Source organism: Candidatus Chryseobacterium colombiense, assembly GCA_029203185.1.
GTDB lineage: Bacteria > Bacteroidota > Bacteroidia > Flavobacteriales > Weeksellaceae > Chryseobacterium > Chryseobacterium colombiense.
In genome coordinates this window covers 2,007,373-2,024,618 of record CP119310.1, presented here as the reverse complement: position 1 = coordinate 2,024,618, position 17,246 = coordinate 2,007,373, and the positions used below count along the sequence as shown (strand labels likewise).

The following is a 17,246-nucleotide window of genomic DNA, read 5'->3' as shown; positions in this document are numbered from 1 at the left end:
TTTATATTTTAATGGTTGGTTGTAATGGTGGTTTTATGAAAAACTATTTAGGCTCTAAAACACTGATTGGAATAATACATTCTTCCAAAGATATTCCTCCATGCTGATAAGTCTCTTTATAATAGTTTACAAAGTGATTGTAGTTTTTAGGATAAGCCAGGAAAATATTGTTTTTAGCAAAAATATATTTTGAGCTTAAATTTCCTTTAGGAAGGAACAGCTTTTCAGGATTTGAGATTGCCCATACATCACTGTTGTCATAGGTTAAACTTTTTCCTGTTTTATAGCGGATATTTGTAGAAGTTTCTCTGTCGCCAACCACACGGCTTGGTTTTTTCACATACACTGTTCCGTGGTCAGTGGTAATTACAAGTTTGAAGCCGTTTTCAGCAGCAACTTTAATTATTTTTAATAAAGATGAATTTTCAAACCAGTTCAGGGTAAGGGAACGGAAAGTTTTGTCATCTCTGATTAGCTGATCTACAATATGATTATCCGTTTTTGCGTGAGAAAGAATATCAATAAAGTTGTAAACGATCACCAAAAGATCATTATTCTTGTGCTGATTGAAATCATCATAGATCTTTCTTTCAAAATCGGCATTCAGAACTTTTAAGTATTTCATTGATTTAGAAGCTAAACCAATTCTTTTCATCTGATCTTCCAAAAAGTCACGTTCAAATTCGTTTTTGTTACCTTCTTCATTGTCATTAAACCATTTGTCCGGAAAACGCTTTTCTATTTCAGAAGGCATTAAACCCGCAAAAAATGAATTTCTGGCATATTGGGTTGCGGTAGGAAGAATACTGTAATAATAATCTTCCGAAACCTTATTATAATGTTTGGTGAATAAAGGTTCAATCACTTTCCACTGGTCATACCTTAAATTATCAACCATCAGTAAAAGAACTTTTTCTTTTTCTACTTCAGGTTTTATTTTGTCTTTAAATAAGGTGTGGCTCATCATAGGCTTTTCAGAACCGTTCAACCAGTCTTCGTAGTTTTTTTCTATGAATTTTGCAAACTGAATATTAGCTTCTTCCTTTTGAGACTGGAGCAGGTCTGCAAATTCATTATCGGCAACTTTGTCAAACTTAAGCTCCCAGTTTACAATCTTTTTATAATATTCCGCCCATTCTTGGTATGTTCTCAAGTAAGAAAGCTCCATAGAAAGATTTCTGAACTCCTGCTGATATTGTAAAATGGTTTTTTGTTCAACCAAATTATCTTCCTGAAGATTTTTTTTAAGGGAAAGTAAAATCTGATTAGGATTTACAGGCTTTAATATATAATCCGCAATCTGAGAACCTATCGCTTCTTCCATGATATGTTCTTCTTCACTTTTGGTAACCATTACAATTTTTAAAGAATTATCTTTTTCTTTAATCATAGGGATGGCTTCAAGTCCGGAAATTCCGGGCATATTTTCATCGATAAGGGTCAGTGCAAACTTTTCAGAATCCATCAATTCCAGGGCTTCATTTACATTATTAACAGGGGTTACCTGATACCCTTTTTTTTCTAAGAATACGATATGAGGTTTTAGTAAATCTATTTCATCATCTATCCATAATATCTTTTCCGACATAATATTTATTTTTCATGGTTATAGTATCAAAATTTCGACCAAATTTCTTTTCAAACAATAAAAATAGGGCTTTTAATAGTTAAATATTAGTTAAATGAAAATATTGTTTACTAATTTACTCTTTTTGCCTAGTCGAATGCCCTTTCCGGGGCTTCATCCATTTCTTCAATAATAGGTTTTATTACAATGTCAGGAATAATTCCGATCGGTTGGGTTTCTTTTCCTGTAAGATGAAATATACTACTCCGGTAATGACGAGTGGCAAACTAACCATGGAAAATCGAATGACATTACCATAACTCAGGCAGTTTGATTTCCGATGATAACCGTATTGAAGGAGTCAAGGATGGAAACCTATGTTTTTAAGATTAACGAAATTTAAATAAAAGCTAAAGTTAATTTTTCCCTAACTTTGTTACAATATCAACATTCAATGCAGAATAAGTTAAAAATTATCAACGATCCTGTTCACGGTTTTATCAAAATCCCCCACGAAATATTATTTGACATTATTGAGCACCCTTATTTCCAGCGACTAAGGAGAATAGGGCAGACTGGTCTTCTGAATTTGATTTTTCCTGGAGCTACCCATACAAGATTTCATCATGCCATTGGAGCAATGCATCTCATGTTTACAGCACTCGAAACACTTAAGCAAAAAGGAGTGAAAATTTCTGAGGATGAAGAAAAAGGAGCAATGTTGGCAATTTTGATGCACGATATAGGTCATGGTCCGTTTTCTCATGCCCTAGAAAGCATGCTGATGGATGATTGGCATCACGAAAACCTTTCCCTGCTTTTGATGAATAAATTGAACGATGAGTTCGAAGGTAAACTATCTGTTGCCATTGAAATGTTTCAGGGAAAATATCATAGAAAATTCTTTAATCAGCTTATCTCTTCACAATTAGATGTCGATCGTTTGGATTATCTGAACAGAGACAGCTTTTTTACGGGAGTTTCTGAAGGTAATATTAATACGCAACGGATTATCTCTATGATGAATGTTTGCGAAGAAGGTGAATTGGTGATCGATGCCAAAGGAATTTATTCTATTGAGAATTTTCTGACGGCAAGAATGTTCATGTATTGGCAGGTATATTATCATAAAACCTCAGCATTGGCAGAGTTTCTTTTGGTGAAAATTTTAGAGCGAGCGAAATATCTTATTTCGCAAGGTATGGATCTTCCCGCAACCGAAAATCTGAAATATTTTTTATACAGAGGAAAAAACTCCGCTACAGATGAAGATGTTGAAAGATTTACACAGCTTGATGATAACGACGTTATTCAGGTAATGAAAAACTGGCAGTCGGCAGATGATTTTATTTTATCATATTGGTGCCAATGTGTGATCCAGAGGAACCTGCCTAAGACAATTATTTCGTCACATGCATTTGATGCCAATTTTATTGAAGAAAAAATAAAAAATACCAATAAATTTTTCGGAATCGATAATGGAAATGAATTAGTGCATGAAATTAAACGAAAATTATTGCCATATGATACTCAAAAACAGCCGATATTCCTATTACAGAAAAATGGAAAAAAAATAAGACTTGAAGAATCGGAAGATCAGCTTTTATCGGGATTGATTACCAATAAGACCACAAGATACATTCTCATGTTTCCAAGAGATATTTAATAGATGATTTCTTAAAGAATATTAAAATTCACAATCCAAAAATTAAAAAAATGTTTGCGAATTACAGAATTTCTTATCTTTGCAGAATATGGAATTTACAGCTTCGCAAATTGCAAGTTTTATTGACGGAAAAATAATAGGTGACGAGAATGCGCTTATTACTGGAGTTTCACCTATCGAAGGAGGGGAAACAGGACATCTTTCTTTTATAGCACAAGATCGATTTTCTCATTATTTGGATACGACCAAATGCTCCGTTATCATCGTTTCAGAAAAACTTTTATCAAAAGATATATATAATCCTACTGTAATTGCAGTAAAGGATGCTTACCTTTCTTTTCAGGTTTTAATGAATCTGTATCAGGAAATGCAGGGTAGAAAACAGGGTATTGAAGATGGTTCTTCCATTCATGATACTGCTGCAATAGGTGATAATGTATATATTGGTGCCTTTACTTATGTATCTGAAAAGGCAAAAATAGGAGAAGGAACTCAGATTTATCCCCATGTCTACATAGGAAAAGGAGTAAAGATCGGTAAAAACTGTAAGATTGACAGTGGAGCGAGAATTTATGATTATTGTATTATTGGTGATAACTGCATCATCCATTCCAATACGGTAATTGGAGGTGATGGGTTTGGTTTTCAGCCTACTCCGGAAGGATTCAAGAAAATTCCACAATTAGGAAACGTGATCATTGAAGATGATGTTGAAATTGGTTCAAACTGTAGTATAGACAGGGCTACAATTGGTTCTACTATGATCGGAAAGGGAACTAAAATCGATAACCTGATCCAAATCGCACACAACGTAAAAATAGGACAGAATAATGTGATTGCTGCACAGGCGGGGATTGCTGGATCTACCATTATTGGCGACTGGAATCAAATTGGAGGTCAGGTTGGTGTTGTAGGACACATTAAAATAGGAAATCAGGTAAAAATACAGGCACAGAGTGGGGTTAACTCCAGTGTGAATGATAGAGAAACTATTTATGGATCACCTGCAATCAGCTATAACGACTATTTAAGGAGTTATGTACATTTCAGGAATTTGCCTGAAATTGTAAACAAAATAAACAATCTTGAGAATAACTCAAAAGATAAAACTAATGAGTGATATGCAAAAAACACTTCAGCAAGAAGTGACACTTTCCGGAATCGGACTTCATACTGGTAAAGAAGTAAAACTAACCATCAAACCTGCAAAAGAAAATACAGGTTTTGTATTCGTAAGAACAGACTTAGAGGGACATCCTCAGGTTGAAGCTGATGTTAATTATGTAGTCGCTACAGAGAGAGGAACAACATTAGAAAAATTAGGAGTAAAGATCAATACCTGCGAGCATCTTTTAGCTGCTTTAGTCGGTTGTGATATTGACAATGCTATTTTGGAAATGGATGCTTCTGAACCTCCTATCTTAGACGGATCATCAAAGTATTTTGTTGAAGCCATCGAAAGTGTTGGAATTGCAGAACAAAATACGGCCAGAGAATACCTTGTTGTAAAAGAAGTTCTTACCTACAGCGATCCTGCAACCGGATCAGAAATCACAATCATTCCTTCAGATACCTACGAAATCACTACTATGGTAGATTTTGGGACTAAAGTTTTAGGAACTCAAAATGCTACATTAAAAAATATTTCTGAGTTCAAAGAAGAAATTTCTTCTGCAAGAACTTTCAGTTTCTTACATGAATTAGAGATGCTTTTAGATCACGGTTTGATCAAAGGTGGAGATATTTCTAATGCCATTGTATATGTAGATAAGGATCTTACTCCTGAAACTACAGAAAAATTAAAGAAAGCCTTCGGTAAAGACAATGTGTCAATCAGACCTAACGGAATTCTTGATAACTTAAATCTAAATTATCCAAACGAAGCTGCAAGACACAAATTACTGGATGTAGTTGGTGATCTGGCTTTGGCGGGAGTGAAAATAAAGGGTAAAGTAATTGCTAATAAACCAGGCCATTACGTAAATACTCAATTTGCGAAAAAACTGAACCGTCAGTGGAAATTGCAGAAAAAGAAAAACGTTCCTGACTTTGATTTAATGAAAGAACCGGTTTTTGATATCAACGGAATTATGAGATTAATGCCTCACAGACCACCGTTCTTATTGATCGATAAAGTTCTTGAACTTTCAGATTCTCATGTTGTAGGTCTTAAAAATGTAACAATGAATGAGCCTTTCTTCGTTGGGCATTTTCCTAAAGAACCTGTAATGCCGGGAGTTCTTCAGGTAGAAGCTTTAGCACAGACCGGTGGAATTCTTGTTTTGGCAAGCGTTCCGGATCCTGAAAACTATTCTACTTATTTCATTAAAATTGATAAAGTAAAATTCAAGAGAAAAGTAATTCCAGGAGATACGCTTATTTTCAAAATTGAATTAATTGAACCTATCAGAAGAGGTATTGTACACATGCAAGGTTATGGTTATGTTGGAGATACAGTAGCGGTAGAAGCAGAACTAATGGCCCAAGTTGCAAAAAATAAAGTTGATTAAATGATCCATCAATTAGCAGCCGTAGATAAACGTGCGAAAATCAGCAAAAATGTAATCGTAGAACCTTTTACTACCATTGCAGGAGATGTGGAAATAGGAGAAGGAACCTGGATTGGGCCGAATGTTACCATTATGGATGGTGCAAGAATCGGTAAAAACTGTAGGATTTTTCCCGGGACTGTCATTTCTGCAATCCCTCAGGATTTGAAATTCGACGGTGAAGATACACAGGTTATTATAGGTGACGATACTACGATCAGAGAGTGTGTAACAGTTAACAGAGGGACAAAAGCTCTTGGACATACTAAGATCGGAAAAAACTGTCTGATTATGGCTACATCTCACATTGCTCATGATTGTGTAATAGGGGATCACGTTATCATCGTAAACGGTTGCGGTATTGCAGGTCACGTAGAAATTGGTGACTATACTGTGATGGGAGGTTTATCGGCTGTACATCAGTTTGGTAAAATCGGAAAACATGTAATGATTTCCGGAGGTACTTTGGTGAGAAAAGATATTCCTCCTTATGTAAAAGTAGCAAGAGAGCCGATGTCTTATGCCGGAATTAACTCAGTAGGTTTAAGAAGAAGAGGATTTACAAATGAAAAAATCTTTGAAATTCAAAAAATTTACAGAGCAATCTTCCAAATGAAGATGAATGTTTCTCAGGCAATCACTCACATTGAAAAGGAAATGCTTCCCACTGCTGAAAGAGATGAAATTCTTCAGTTTATTCAGAATTCACCTAGAGGTATCGTAAAAGGATACGGAACAGGGAAAGACAGTTAAAATATAAAAAACAAAAAGATAATATACATTAATGGCAACAAGTAACGATATCAGAAAAGGTCTGTGCATTGAGTACAGCAATGATATTTATAAAGTAATCGAGTTCCTTCACGTAAAACCGGGTAAAGGTCCTGCTTTCGTAAGAACAAAATTAAAATCTGTAACAAACGGAAAAGTAATTGATAACACTTTCTCTGCAGGTCACAAAATCGAAGAGGTGAAAGTGATCACAAGAAAATATCAGTATCTATACGATGATGAGAATGGATTCCACTTCATGAATAATGATGATTTCTCTCAATTATATTTAAATAAAGAAATGATTGAAAACTCAAACCTGATGAAAGCGGGTGAAGAAGTTACAATCATCTTGAAAGAAGCTGATGAGACTCCACTTTCTGCTGAATTACCGCAGTCTGTTTATTTAGAAGTTGTAGAAGCTGATCCGGGAGTAAAAGGAAACACGGCTACCAATGCTCTTAAAAACGCTATCGTTGAAACTGGGGCAAGAGTAATGGTTCCTTTGTTCATTGAGCCGGGAGACAAAATCAAAGTAAGTACTGAAGATGGTTCTTACTTAGAAAGAGTTAAAGAATAATTTTTAATAAAATTTACATCAATTCGGTTTGCCTTTGCATTCCGAATTTTGTTTTATAAGAAAATCAATTGTTATGAGATTTCATTCTCCACAAAAACTGAAAACTATTGCAGATCTTATCGGGTCAAAATTTGTTGGTTCTGAAGACTTTGAAGTATTAGGAACTAATGAGATTCACATGGTGAAACCGGGAGAAATAGTTTTTGTAAACCATCCTAAATATTACGATAAAGCTTTAAATTCTCCGGCAACAATTATTTTAATTGATAAAGAAGTAGACTGCCCGGAAGGAAAGGCTCTTTTAATTTCTGATGATCCTTTCAGGGACTTTAATAAAATCAATACTCATTTTACCAGGATCTATAATTTCAGGGAAGAACTTCATGATGCTGAAATAGGTGAGGGAACGCACATCCATCATTCTGCAGTGATCGGAAACAATGTGAAGATTGGAAAAAATACTCTGATTTTCCCAAATGTTGTGATCGGTGACAGAACAGTTATTGGTGATAATGTGATCATTCAGTCGAATACCGTTTTGGGTGGGGACGCTTTCTATTACAGAAAATTAAATGGAAATTTCGATCGTTTAATTTCCGTTGGAAACGTTGTCATTGAAAATAATGTTGAAATCGGAAACGGATGTACCATCGATAGAGGGGTTACAGACTCTACAATCATTGGGGAAGGTTCTGTTTTGGATAATCAGATTCAGATTGGTCACGATACCATAATCGGGAAGAAATGTCTGATCGCTTCACAGGTAGGAATTGCTGGCTGTTGTGTGATTGGTGATGAAGTAACATTGTGGGGACAGGTAGGTATTGCTTCCGGCAACAAGATAGAGAGTGGATCTGTACTTTTAGGAAAAACCGGAGTCAACAGAGATCTTGAAAAAGGGACTTATATCGGAATGTTTGCAGAAGATTTTAAGACATATCTGAAGAAAGAAGTAAAACTGAGAAATCTCAAATAAACAAATCGAAAGTTTTATCCGAAATCAAAGAAAAATAAGTAAATTTGTGAGCATTAATAAAAAATAAAAATAAATTAAAACAACAATAAAATGTCAATTTTAGTAAACAAAGATTCTAAAGTAGTTGTACAAGGATTTACAGGGAACGAGGGTACTTTCCACGCAAGCCAGATGATCGAATACGGAACAAACGTAGTAGGTGGTGTTACTCCAGGAAAAGGAGGTAGCGAGCACTTAGGAAAGCCTGTATTCAATACTGTTGCTGATGCTGTAACAAAAGCTGGAGCTAATGTAAGTATCATTTTCGTACCACCTGCATTTGCTGCAGATGCAATTATGGAAGCTGCAGAAGCAGGCATCAAAGTTATCGTATGTATTACTGAAGGTATTCCTGTAGCAGATATGGTAAAAGTAAAATCTTACATCGCTGACAGAGACTGCAGATTGATCGGACCAAACTGCCCTGGAATCATTACTTCTGAAGAAGCTAAAATTGGTATTATGCCAGGTTTTGTATTCAAAAAAGGTAAAGTAGGTATTGTTTCTAAATCAGGAACGCTTACTTATGAAGCTGCTGATCAGGTGGTAAGAGCTGGTTACGGGATTTCTACTGCAATTGGTATTGGTGGTGACCCAATTATTGGAACAACTACAAGAGAAGCGTTGGAATTATTCATCAACGATCCGGAAACTGAAGCGGTTGTAATGATCGGTGAGATCGGAGGTGGATTAGAAGCTGAAGCTGCAAGATGGTACAAAGCTAGTGGTTCTACAAAACCGGTAGTAGGGTTCATCGCTGGACAAACTGCTCCTAAAGGAAGAACAATGGGACACGCAGGTGCTATCGTAGGTGGTGCTGAAGATACAGCTCAGGCAAAAATGGAAATCATGAGAGAAAACGGAATCAACGTTGTAGATTCTCCTGCTGATATTGGTGCAACTGTAGCAAAAATATTAGGATAATTTTTTCTTGAGAAATAAAAAAAAGCCTCGTTTTTACGAGGCTTTTTTTTGAATTTTTATACAAAAAATTAGAATAATTACTATCTTTAAACAATTAAAAAATAAACTACAAAACTCAATATCAAAATGAAAAAACTTTTATTAACCTCAGCATTGGCTCTTTCAACTCTATCTTTTGCACAAATAGATTTTAGCAGCACAAGATTTGGAGTTACCGGAGGACTCAATTATTCCCGAGTTAAAAATGCACATAATCCTTCCGGACCTAGATACGCATTCCAGGGTGGTGTTGTAGCCCTTATTCCGATTGGAAAATCTAATCAGTTTTATCTTCAGCCTGAAGTATTATATTACGGAGCCGGAGAAACAGGAAAAGATAAAGACGCCAAAGGTATGAAAGGCTATGATGCAGTGTATGCCAATAATTATCTGAGTGTACCTGTATTTTTTAAAGGGTATTTCTCAGAAGCAGAATCTGAATTTTTTGGATTGGCAGGTCCAAGATTTAATTTCTTAATAGATCAAACTGTAAAAAATGAATCTAAAGATATTTATAAAGAAGATGCACAGGGAAAAGCAAATTCTTTTAATTTCGGAATAGGACTTGGAGTTGGGTATAGCTACAAAAGACAGTTGGAAGTAGCTCTTAAGTATGACTTGGGATTGTCTAATACATATCCTGATTTGAATGAATCAAAATTAGATCCCAATTCTTCTAAGAAAAAGTCTGAACAAGTTCTGAGCTTAAGCCTAAGTTATATTTTTAATTAATACATTGTCAGTAAACAATAAAAACATCCCGAAAAATCATTTCCGGGATGTTTTTATTGTTATATAAAGATATGTTTATGATTAACTTTTAATCCATTTCCAGATCTCCTTCAAGGTTGCTTTATTTCCATACATCAGAATTCCTACTCTGTATATTTTCCCGGCAAGGAATATCATGAAAAGTGTTGTTCCTAAAAGCAAGACAATAGATAAAGCAATTTGCCATGCAGGAACTCCGTAAGGGATTCTTGCAATCATAGCGACAGGAGAAGTAAACGGAATGATTGACAGCCAGAACCCAAGAGGCCCGTCCGGATTATTGATAAAAGAAAAGCTTCCATACATTCCCAGCATCAAAGGCAATACAGCAAATAAAGTGAATTGTTGCGTTTCTGTTTCATTATCTACCGCTGAACCAATTGCAGCATAAATTGAGCTGTAAAAGATATATCCTAAAAGGAAAAAGACAATAAATACAAAAATAATTAAAGGGAAATTTAATTCCAGTAAACTGTGCGAAACCTGAGTGGCAATTTGGCTTATATCCAATTTACTCATCATTGCTTCTTCACCTCCTGGAATATTTTTTTGCATGGAAGAAAACCCGGTATTTAATACCAAAGCTCCGATTACAGACATTGTAATCCAAACGATAAACTGAGTTAAGGCAACCAAAGTTACACCAAGGATTTTTCCCATCATTAGCTCAAAAGGCTTTACTGAAGAAATAATAATTTCCACAACACGGTTGTTTTTTTCCTCCAGAACACTTCTCATCACTCTTACCCCATAAATAATGATAAACATGAAAGTGACGTACATAAGAAGCATGCTCAGTACGCTTTTTACTCCCAAAGCAAGATCAGAATCCTCTTTATTGTTTTCCGAAACATTGATTGTTTTTAGAGTGAAACCTTTGTCAAGATTATCAATTTGAGTTTCAGCAATTCCTAACTGCTTTATTTTTTCCTTTTTAATGACATTGCTAAGATCGGAAATGATACGTTGCTTGGTGTCAAAACCAATTTTTGTATTGACAACCAGCCTTGTATTTTTCTGGAACTCATCATAATTTCCATTCTGTACCTGGGGAAGAATAAGAATTCCATCTATAGCTTCATTACTTTTTAGAGTATTTACTTTTGACTGTTCCTCAGAAGAAGGGATGATTTTATATTCTATTTTGTCAGTAGATTTCAACTCATTTTTAAAAAGTCCGCTGCTATCTACCACTTCAATGATATTGTGAGATTCATTGGCTTTGAACATCAGTCCGATTACCGACCCAAATGCGATTAACATGATGGGAGCAAGCAGAGTCAGCACAATGAAAGATTTTTTCTTAACCTGAGTAAGAAACTCTCTTTTAGTAATTAAAAAAATATTATTCATAAAATTATTAAGAATGATTACTTACGGCATTGATAAACACTTCATTCATGCTCGGAATTCTCTCTTCAAAAGTACGTACCTTTCCTACGTTCACAAGATCTAAAAGAATATTGTTCTGATCAGCTTCATTTTTTAAATTAAAAGAAACCAAATTGTTCTCATGGGTAGCATCAAAAATTCCATATTTGTTTTTGAAACCTTCCAGTTGAGAATCATTGACTTCAGAAAGTGTAATCCCAAAAATATTTTTCTTGAATTTTTCTCTTACGTCAAACACTCTTCCGTCGATAATCTTTTGAGAATTGTTGATTAATGCTACGTAATCACACATTTCTTCCACACTTTCCATTCTGTGGGTAGAAAGAATGATCGTCGTTCCGTTATTTTTAAGATCAATGATCTGATCCTTAATTAAATTAGCATTTACAGGGTCAAAGCCTGAAAAGGGTTCATCTAAAATCAAAAGGTGTGGTCTGTGAAGTACCGTTACTACAAATTGAATTTTCTGAGCCATTCCTTTAGAAAGTTCAGACAGCTTTTTCTTCCACCACTGGTCGATGTGAAGTTTGTCAAACCATTTTTTGGCTTCAGCTAAAGCATCATTTTTGCTCATCCCTTTCAGCTCTCCGAAATACAGAAGCTGGTCACCAACGGTCATGTTTTTATACAAACCTCTTTCTTCAGGCATGTAACCGATGTTTTTGATATGATTGGGATTGAGCTTTTCTCCATTAATCTGGATTTCTCCGGAGTCTGCCTGAGTGATTTGGTTAATGATACGGATGAAAGAAGTTTTTCCGGCTCCGTTCGGACCTAAAAGACCATAAATACTTCCTTTCGGAACATGGATGCTGAAATCATCCAAAGCTACCTTTTTACCGGCGTTATAGGTCTTTCTAATATGTTCAGCTTTTAGCATTAATTTGTTTTTACCTAATTAGTATAATAAAGTTCCGAAAGTTACGGAATTATTAAAACAGAATTAATGGAAAAGAAAAAATCCTGATGATTATCAGGATTTGCTATTATTGTTTTACGATTTGTGTTACTTTTTGAGTATTATCGCTTAAGATATAACGGATCAGATATTTTCCAGGTTTTAATTTTTCAATATTAATTTCTCCTGAGTTCATATTAATAGCATAACTTGCTACTTGAGTCCCTAAGATAGAATAAAAAGTTACATTCTTTACTTTGAGAGAAGCGTCTTTTGCTCTTACGACAAGATAGTCTTTAGCGGGATTTGGATATGCTACGATTATACCATCATCAGATTTTTGTGAGATGGAAGAAGGCTCTCTTTGTTGAGCTTGTAAATTGCTGGAAAATCCAACAAATGCGCCTAGGAATATAAATAAAAGTAAAAGTTTTTTCATTCAATTATAATTTCTCGTAATATATCATAACAAAAATAACTAATTCTATAATCTCTTGCAATACTTTTTTATAGAACTTGTATTAAATTTGCATAAACTTATTCAAAAAGTATTCCAAAAATGATACATTCAAGAAATAGAAGACTTAGAGTAAACGAATCTATCCGAAGTCTAGTAAGAGAAAATACGCTTACCACCGATGATTTTGTAATGCCGATCTTCGTAATGGAGGGCGAAAACAAGCAGGAACCCATTCCGTCGATGCCGGGAATATTCAGGAGGAGCATAGATCTTACGGTAAAAGAATGTAAAGAGCTATTTTCTTTAGGGGTGAAATCTGTCAATTTGTACATGAAAGTGTCGGATCACCTTAAAGATAATACCGGAAAAGAGGCATGGAATAAAGACGGATTGATGCAGAATACAATCAAAGCGATCAAAGATGCGGTTCCCGGAATGATTGTTATGCCAGATGTTGCTTTAGATCCTTATTCAATTTATGGGCATGACGGAATTATTGAGAACGGAAAAATATTGAACGATGCTACCAATGATGCATTGGCAAGGATGTCCGTATCTCACGCTGAAGCCGGAGCAGACATTGTGGCACCAAGTGACATGATGGATGGAAGAGTTTTAACGATTCGTGAGGCCTTAGAAGAAAACGGATTTACTGATGTGGGAATTTTAAGTTATGCTGCAAAATATGCCAGTTCTTTCTATGGCCCGTTCAGAAGCGCTTTGGACAGTGCACCAAAAGATAATATGGAAATTCCGAAGGATAAAAAAACATATCAGATGGATTTTCACAACTCCCGTGAAGCACTAAACGAAGTATTCAAAGATGTGGAAGAAGGAGCCGATATTATCATGATTAAACCGGGACTTCCTTATTTGGATATTGTTTCTAAAGTTCGTGAAGCGATTGATCTTCCGATTGCTGTTTACAATGTAAGTGGAGAATATGCAATGGTAAAAGCTGCGGCTCAAAATGGTTGGCTGGATAATGATAAAACAATTATTGAAAGCTTGACATGTTTTAAAAGAGCAGGCGCAGACTTGATCTTTACTTATTTTGCAAAAGAAGCTGCAATGATTTTAAATAGATAAATATCAACAATATTGAACAAAAAACACCTCAATTTGAGGTGTTTTTTTATTTTAGATTTAATTGAAACATGCGTTGTAATGTGGAATTCCGGGAACAATTGGATTTTCGCCACCTTTGTCATAAACACAAATATTCGATGGGCACAAATACCACCCCGGAAGGCAATTTCCATTAGCATCAGGAGGACGGATATTTCCACCATTAATTTTCATTAAATCCTTTTTTGTTAATTTTTTCATGATAATATTTATTTGATTGGTAGATCTAAATTAATAAAAATTTATCACATGATGTTGAAAAATAACTTGTCATATAATGAATAAGGATTATGAGTAAATAATCTTTTTTTAGACCATGTTAAATTTAATTAAAACTAGAAGTGATTTACATTTAATAAGTTGTAAATTAGATTTTTAAATCATTTCACAAAAAAATAACTATGAAAAAAACAATGTACAACCTGGGAGTATTGCTATCTGTTTTAGCAATATTAATTTCTTGCAATGATCCGAAGAAGAATTATGAAAAGAATGGAGATTCTATCACTATCAGCAAAAATGAAATTATTGATGAATCTTTCTTAACTGAAAAATTACAGTCTAAGCTTACGCCGGATACAGTGTATTCCATCATGCAGCAGAGAAACAAAGAGTATGTCGAGGATAATCTTACGATTAGAAACACCTCAGAAAGGATTCGTAAAGCTTCTCTGGGACAATTTCCGGGAGCAGTAGTCTTATCCTGTTTAGATTCAAGAGTTCCTGTTGAAGATGTTTTTCATTCCGGGATCGGAGATATGTTTGTGGCGAGAGTGGCTGGAAACATCAGTAATGAAGATATTTTAGGAAGTTTGGAATATGCCTGTAAGGTATCCGGGGCAAAAGTCGTAATGGTTTTGGGACATGAGCATTGTGGGGCTATAAAATCAGCTGTGGATAATGTAGAACTGGGAAATATAACAGGTTTGCTGGCAAAAATTAAACCCTCTATTGCAAGAACACAAAATTTTCAGGGAGATAAGTCTTCAAAAAATCCTGAATATCTTGAAGCAGTAACGAAATCAAATGTATTGCAGACCATAGATAATATCAGAAAAAACAGTCCTATTCTGAAGGAAATGGAAGAGAAGAAGGAAATTAAGATTGTGGGAGGTGAATATCATATGGAAACAGGAAAAGTAGAATTTTTAACAAAATAAAAAACTAAGGGATTTCAAATTTTGAAATCCCTTAGTTTTTCTAAGATATATTGAAATCTTTTCCTTTGGTAAATTTTGCAGCAAAAGGCGATTGGTTCCCTGAATATTTTAATACAAAATGTTTTTTGGTATCCGTATCAATCTTTGCATCCACTTCTACATCCTGAGTCTGAAAACTGACATCCAGGCCGACTCCGGATTCTTTTTCAAGATAGATTTCCACACTTTCCGCATAGAATAAAGAAGTGCTTAAATAATTGAACTTAATATTCTTCCGGTAGGTTTTAGATTTGTTCTGAGTGAATTCAGAATAACTCCTTAAAATTTCAATTCCCGGCGAATCAATATTAGTAATTCTGGATTTAGTAACTCCGTTTACCCGAACCGAAAAACTTTTGGCGCTTTTAATATTTCCGTTCACTCCAATATTGAATAAAGATGGTAGAGAAAGTCCATATTCTATCATGCTGTCTTTAGTGAATTCAAAATCAGGAATCAACGCAGGGTGTTTGGGGGCATTAATCAATTGATTTTTTACTGTAGTAAGATTGGCATCTGAAAATAAAAATCCGATAAGATTATTTCCTGTAGTTCTCCAGTTTCTTCCGTTCCATTCAAAAATTTCGCAAAGTAAGGTGTCTGCGGAAGAATGAGGGAGAAGATCGATGTCCTGCCATTTGAAAACCTCTTTCGCATAAGGCCTTCGATTGGTAATATTGATGCCCAGATCCAAGGCTAAAAGTTCGGTGAGTTGTTGATTATTTTCCATATGTATTGTGATTATAGATTCTTGTCATAAAATTAATTAAAAATTGCCGGGTTCAATTTTAAAATATCATAAAACTTTTATCGGCATACGCTAATCTAAAAATTACATTCAAAAAAACTTTATCTTTGCTGCTATGATTTTACGAGGAGAAAACTTAATCAAAGAATACGGTCCTAAAAAGGTTGTAAAAGGTGTTTCAGTACAGGTTCAGCAGGGTGAGATTGTTGGATTGCTTGGTCCGAACGGAGCAGGAAAAACGACATCATTCTATATGATTGTAGGATTGGTTAAGCCTACTTCCGGTAAGATTTTTCTGGATAAACAGGAAATAACAACGGACGCTATGTATCGTAGAGCCCAAAAAGGGATCGGTTATTTGGCTCAGGAAGCTTCTGTATTTAGAAAGCTTTCCGTAGAAGACAATATTATGGGCGTTCTGCAGCTGACGAAGCTTTCGAAGCGTGAACAGCAGATGAAATGTGATGAACTGGTTGAAGAATTTTCTTTGCAGCATGTCCGTAAAAACAGGGGAGATCTTTTGTCCGGAGGGGAAAGACGTAGAACCGAAATTGCAAGATGTCTTGCAACGGATCCCAGCTTTATTCTTTTGGATGAGCCTTTTGCAGGAGTAGACCCGATTGCGGTAGAAGATATTCAGAAAATTGTAAGAAGCCTTACCGATAAAAATATCGGAATTCTGATTACTGACCACAATGTGCAGCAAACGTTAGCAATTACCAATAAAACATACATTATGTTTGAAGGAAGAATCCTGAAAGAAGGCCTTCCTGAAGATCTTGCGAATGATCCGCAGGTAAGGGAAGCTTATCTGGGTGAGAATTTTGTGTACCAAAGTATTTTTGACAAACCGAAAAGTAAAAAATATGCCTACAACATCTGGGCGGGAAATTTTGACTCAAAGTCTCAATTTCAGAGCTTTGTAGACCATAACTTCTCTCAGTTTGATGATCTGCGATTGATGCACGGTTTTGAAGATATTAGTTTTGCTTCTCTGGCCAATTCCGAAATTGAGCACATCTTCAGTGAGGTTGTTGATAAGAATGCCAATAATTCTTATGTTTTCCAGAAAAAGGAAATCAATTCCCACTACTCATTGGAACAGGCAGAATTAGAATCAAAACAGGCCGCAAAAGCAGAGCTTCACTATGTGACAACCTATTTATTCGAAGGGTAAAATGTCGGAATTTTCTGTTTTTGAAGAATTTAAAATAGGAACAAAAGTTTTCTTAGACGATGAATACGGAGTGGTAGTTGATCTAAAAGAACATCAAAATTCAACAATAATTCGCTGGGATACGCCAAAAGAAAATGATTTTGAAGACTGGTGTTCTATGTGGTTTTCATTTATTCAAATGGGTGGGAAGATTGTTAATCAAAATTATCAGTTTATGTACATTAATGATGATGGAAGCTTAAAAGAAAAAACTTGAAACGAGCAAAATATTTGCTGAAAAATAGAATAAAACGTACCTTTTCCTTTGTAAAACGGTACGTTTTTTAATTAAAATAATTCTATGGCAAAACCTTTCAATAGAA

The 17,246-nt window shown here is 35.0% G+C and carries 18 protein-coding genes; 12 read left to right on the top strand and 6 right to left on the bottom strand.

What is annotated here, in order from left to right; genetic code table 11:
• Positions 1-43: 43 nt before the first annotated feature.
• Complete coding sequence (locus tag P0Y62_08980) at positions 44-1,588, bottom strand: bifunctional response regulator/alkaline phosphatase family protein (protein ID WEK71687.1); 1,545 nt, start codon at positions 1,586-1,588, stop codon at positions 44-46.
• 433 nt (positions 1,589-2,021) lie between these two features.
• On the opposite strand from P0Y62_08980, the gene P0Y62_08975 reads away from it, so the two are divergent.
• From P0Y62_08975 to P0Y62_08940, 8 genes are all read left to right on the top strand, one after another.
• Complete coding sequence (locus P0Y62_08975; protein WEK71686.1) at positions 2,022-3,233, top strand: HD domain-containing protein; 1,212 nt, start codon at positions 2,022-2,024, stop codon at positions 3,231-3,233.
• An 88-nt stretch (positions 3,234-3,321) separates the two neighbouring features.
• Positions 3,322-4,353 (top strand): UDP-3-O-(3-hydroxymyristoyl)glucosamine N-acyltransferase, encoded by a 1,032-nt coding sequence (gene lpxD / locus P0Y62_08970; GenBank protein WEK71685.1) that lies wholly within the window; start codon positions 3,322-3,324, stop codon positions 4,351-4,353.
• Complete coding sequence (locus P0Y62_08965; GenBank protein ID WEK71684.1) at positions 4,346-5,743, top strand: bifunctional UDP-3-O-[3-hydroxymyristoyl] N-acetylglucosamine deacetylase/3-hydroxyacyl-ACP dehydratase; 1,398 nt, start codon at positions 4,346-4,348, stop codon at positions 5,741-5,743. Before lpxD ends, P0Y62_08965 begins: the two co-directional genes overlap by 8 nt.
• Positions 5,744-6,535 (top strand): acyl-ACP--UDP-N-acetylglucosamine O-acyltransferase, encoded by a 792-nt coding sequence (gene lpxA / locus P0Y62_08960; GenBank protein WEK71683.1) that lies wholly within the window; start codon positions 5,744-5,746, stop codon positions 6,533-6,535.
• A gap of 31 nt (positions 6,536-6,566) precedes the next feature.
• On the top strand, positions 6,567-7,133 hold the full coding sequence (gene efp / locus P0Y62_08955) for an elongation factor P (protein WEK71682.1): 567 nt from the start codon (positions 6,567-6,569) through the stop codon (positions 7,131-7,133).
• Positions 7,134-7,206: 73 nt separating this feature from the next.
• Entirely contained in the window at positions 7,207-8,109 is a 903-nt protein-coding gene (locus P0Y62_08950) for an LpxD N-terminal domain-containing protein (GenBank protein WEK71681.1), read from the top strand.
• Between the two features lie 90 nt (positions 8,110-8,199).
• Positions 8,200-9,072: a succinate--CoA ligase subunit alpha gene (gene sucD, locus P0Y62_08945; protein WEK71680.1), complete on the top strand. Its 873-nt coding sequence runs from the start codon at positions 8,200-8,202 to the stop codon at positions 9,070-9,072.
• Positions 9,073-9,198: 126 nt separating this feature from the next.
• Positions 9,199-9,843, top strand: a complete 645-nt coding sequence (locus P0Y62_08940) for a porin family protein (protein ID WEK71679.1) — start codon at positions 9,199-9,201, stop codon at positions 9,841-9,843.
• 81 nt (positions 9,844-9,924) lie between these two features.
• Here P0Y62_08940 and P0Y62_08935 read toward each other — a convergent pair whose 3' ends face one another.
• The 3 genes from P0Y62_08935 to P0Y62_08925 all read right to left on the bottom strand — a co-directional run bounded on the left by P0Y62_08935 (position 9,925) and on the right by P0Y62_08925 (position 12,611).
• The gene (locus tag P0Y62_08935; protein ID WEK71678.1) at positions 9,925-11,235 is read right to left on the bottom strand and encodes an ABC transporter permease; all 1,311 of its coding nucleotides are present in this window, start codon (positions 11,233-11,235) and stop codon (positions 9,925-9,927) included.
• 7 nt (positions 11,236-11,242) lie between these two features.
• Entirely contained in the window at positions 11,243-12,154 is a 912-nt protein-coding gene (locus tag P0Y62_08930) for an ATP-binding cassette domain-containing protein (GenBank protein WEK71677.1), read from the bottom strand.
• 106 nt (positions 12,155-12,260) lie between these two features.
• Positions 12,261-12,611 (bottom strand): T9SS type A sorting domain-containing protein, encoded by a 351-nt coding sequence (locus tag P0Y62_08925; GenBank protein ID WEK71676.1) that lies wholly within the window; start codon positions 12,609-12,611, stop codon positions 12,261-12,263.
• A 120-nt stretch (positions 12,612-12,731) separates the two neighbouring features.
• Here P0Y62_08925 and hemB point away from each other — a divergent pair, with 120 nt between their 5' ends.
• On the top strand, positions 12,732-13,721 hold the full coding sequence (hemB, locus tag P0Y62_08920; GenBank protein ID WEK71675.1) for a porphobilinogen synthase: 990 nt from the start codon (positions 12,732-12,734) through the stop codon (positions 13,719-13,721).
• Positions 13,722-13,778: 57 nt separating this feature from the next.
• On the opposite strand, the gene P0Y62_08915 is transcribed toward hemB, so the two are convergent.
• On the bottom strand, positions 13,779-13,961 hold the full coding sequence (locus P0Y62_08915) for a bacteriocin (GenBank protein ID WEK71674.1): 183 nt from the start codon (positions 13,959-13,961) through the stop codon (positions 13,779-13,781).
• Between the two features lie 200 nt (positions 13,962-14,161).
• Between P0Y62_08915 and P0Y62_08910 the strand changes: the two genes are divergently transcribed.
• Positions 14,162-14,920, top strand: coding sequence for a carbonic anhydrase family protein (locus P0Y62_08910; GenBank protein WEK71673.1), 759 nt, complete (start codon positions 14,162-14,164; stop codon positions 14,918-14,920).
• Between the two features lie 40 nt (positions 14,921-14,960).
• On the opposite strand, the gene P0Y62_08905 is transcribed toward P0Y62_08910, so the two are convergent.
• Entirely contained in the window at positions 14,961-15,689 is a 729-nt protein-coding gene (locus tag P0Y62_08905) for a hypothetical protein (GenBank protein ID WEK71672.1), read from the bottom strand.
• A gap of 133 nt (positions 15,690-15,822) precedes the next feature.
• Between P0Y62_08905 and lptB the strand changes: the two genes are divergently transcribed.
• Complete coding sequence (lptB, locus tag P0Y62_08900) at positions 15,823-16,884, top strand: LPS export ABC transporter ATP-binding protein (GenBank protein WEK71671.1); 1,062 nt, start codon at positions 15,823-15,825, stop codon at positions 16,882-16,884.
• Position 16,885: 1 nt separating this feature from the next.
• Positions 16,886-17,140: a hypothetical protein gene (locus P0Y62_08895; GenBank protein ID WEK71670.1), complete on the top strand. Its 255-nt coding sequence runs from the start codon at positions 16,886-16,888 to the stop codon at positions 17,138-17,140.
• The last annotated feature ends 106 nt before the right edge of the window (positions 17,141-17,246 follow it).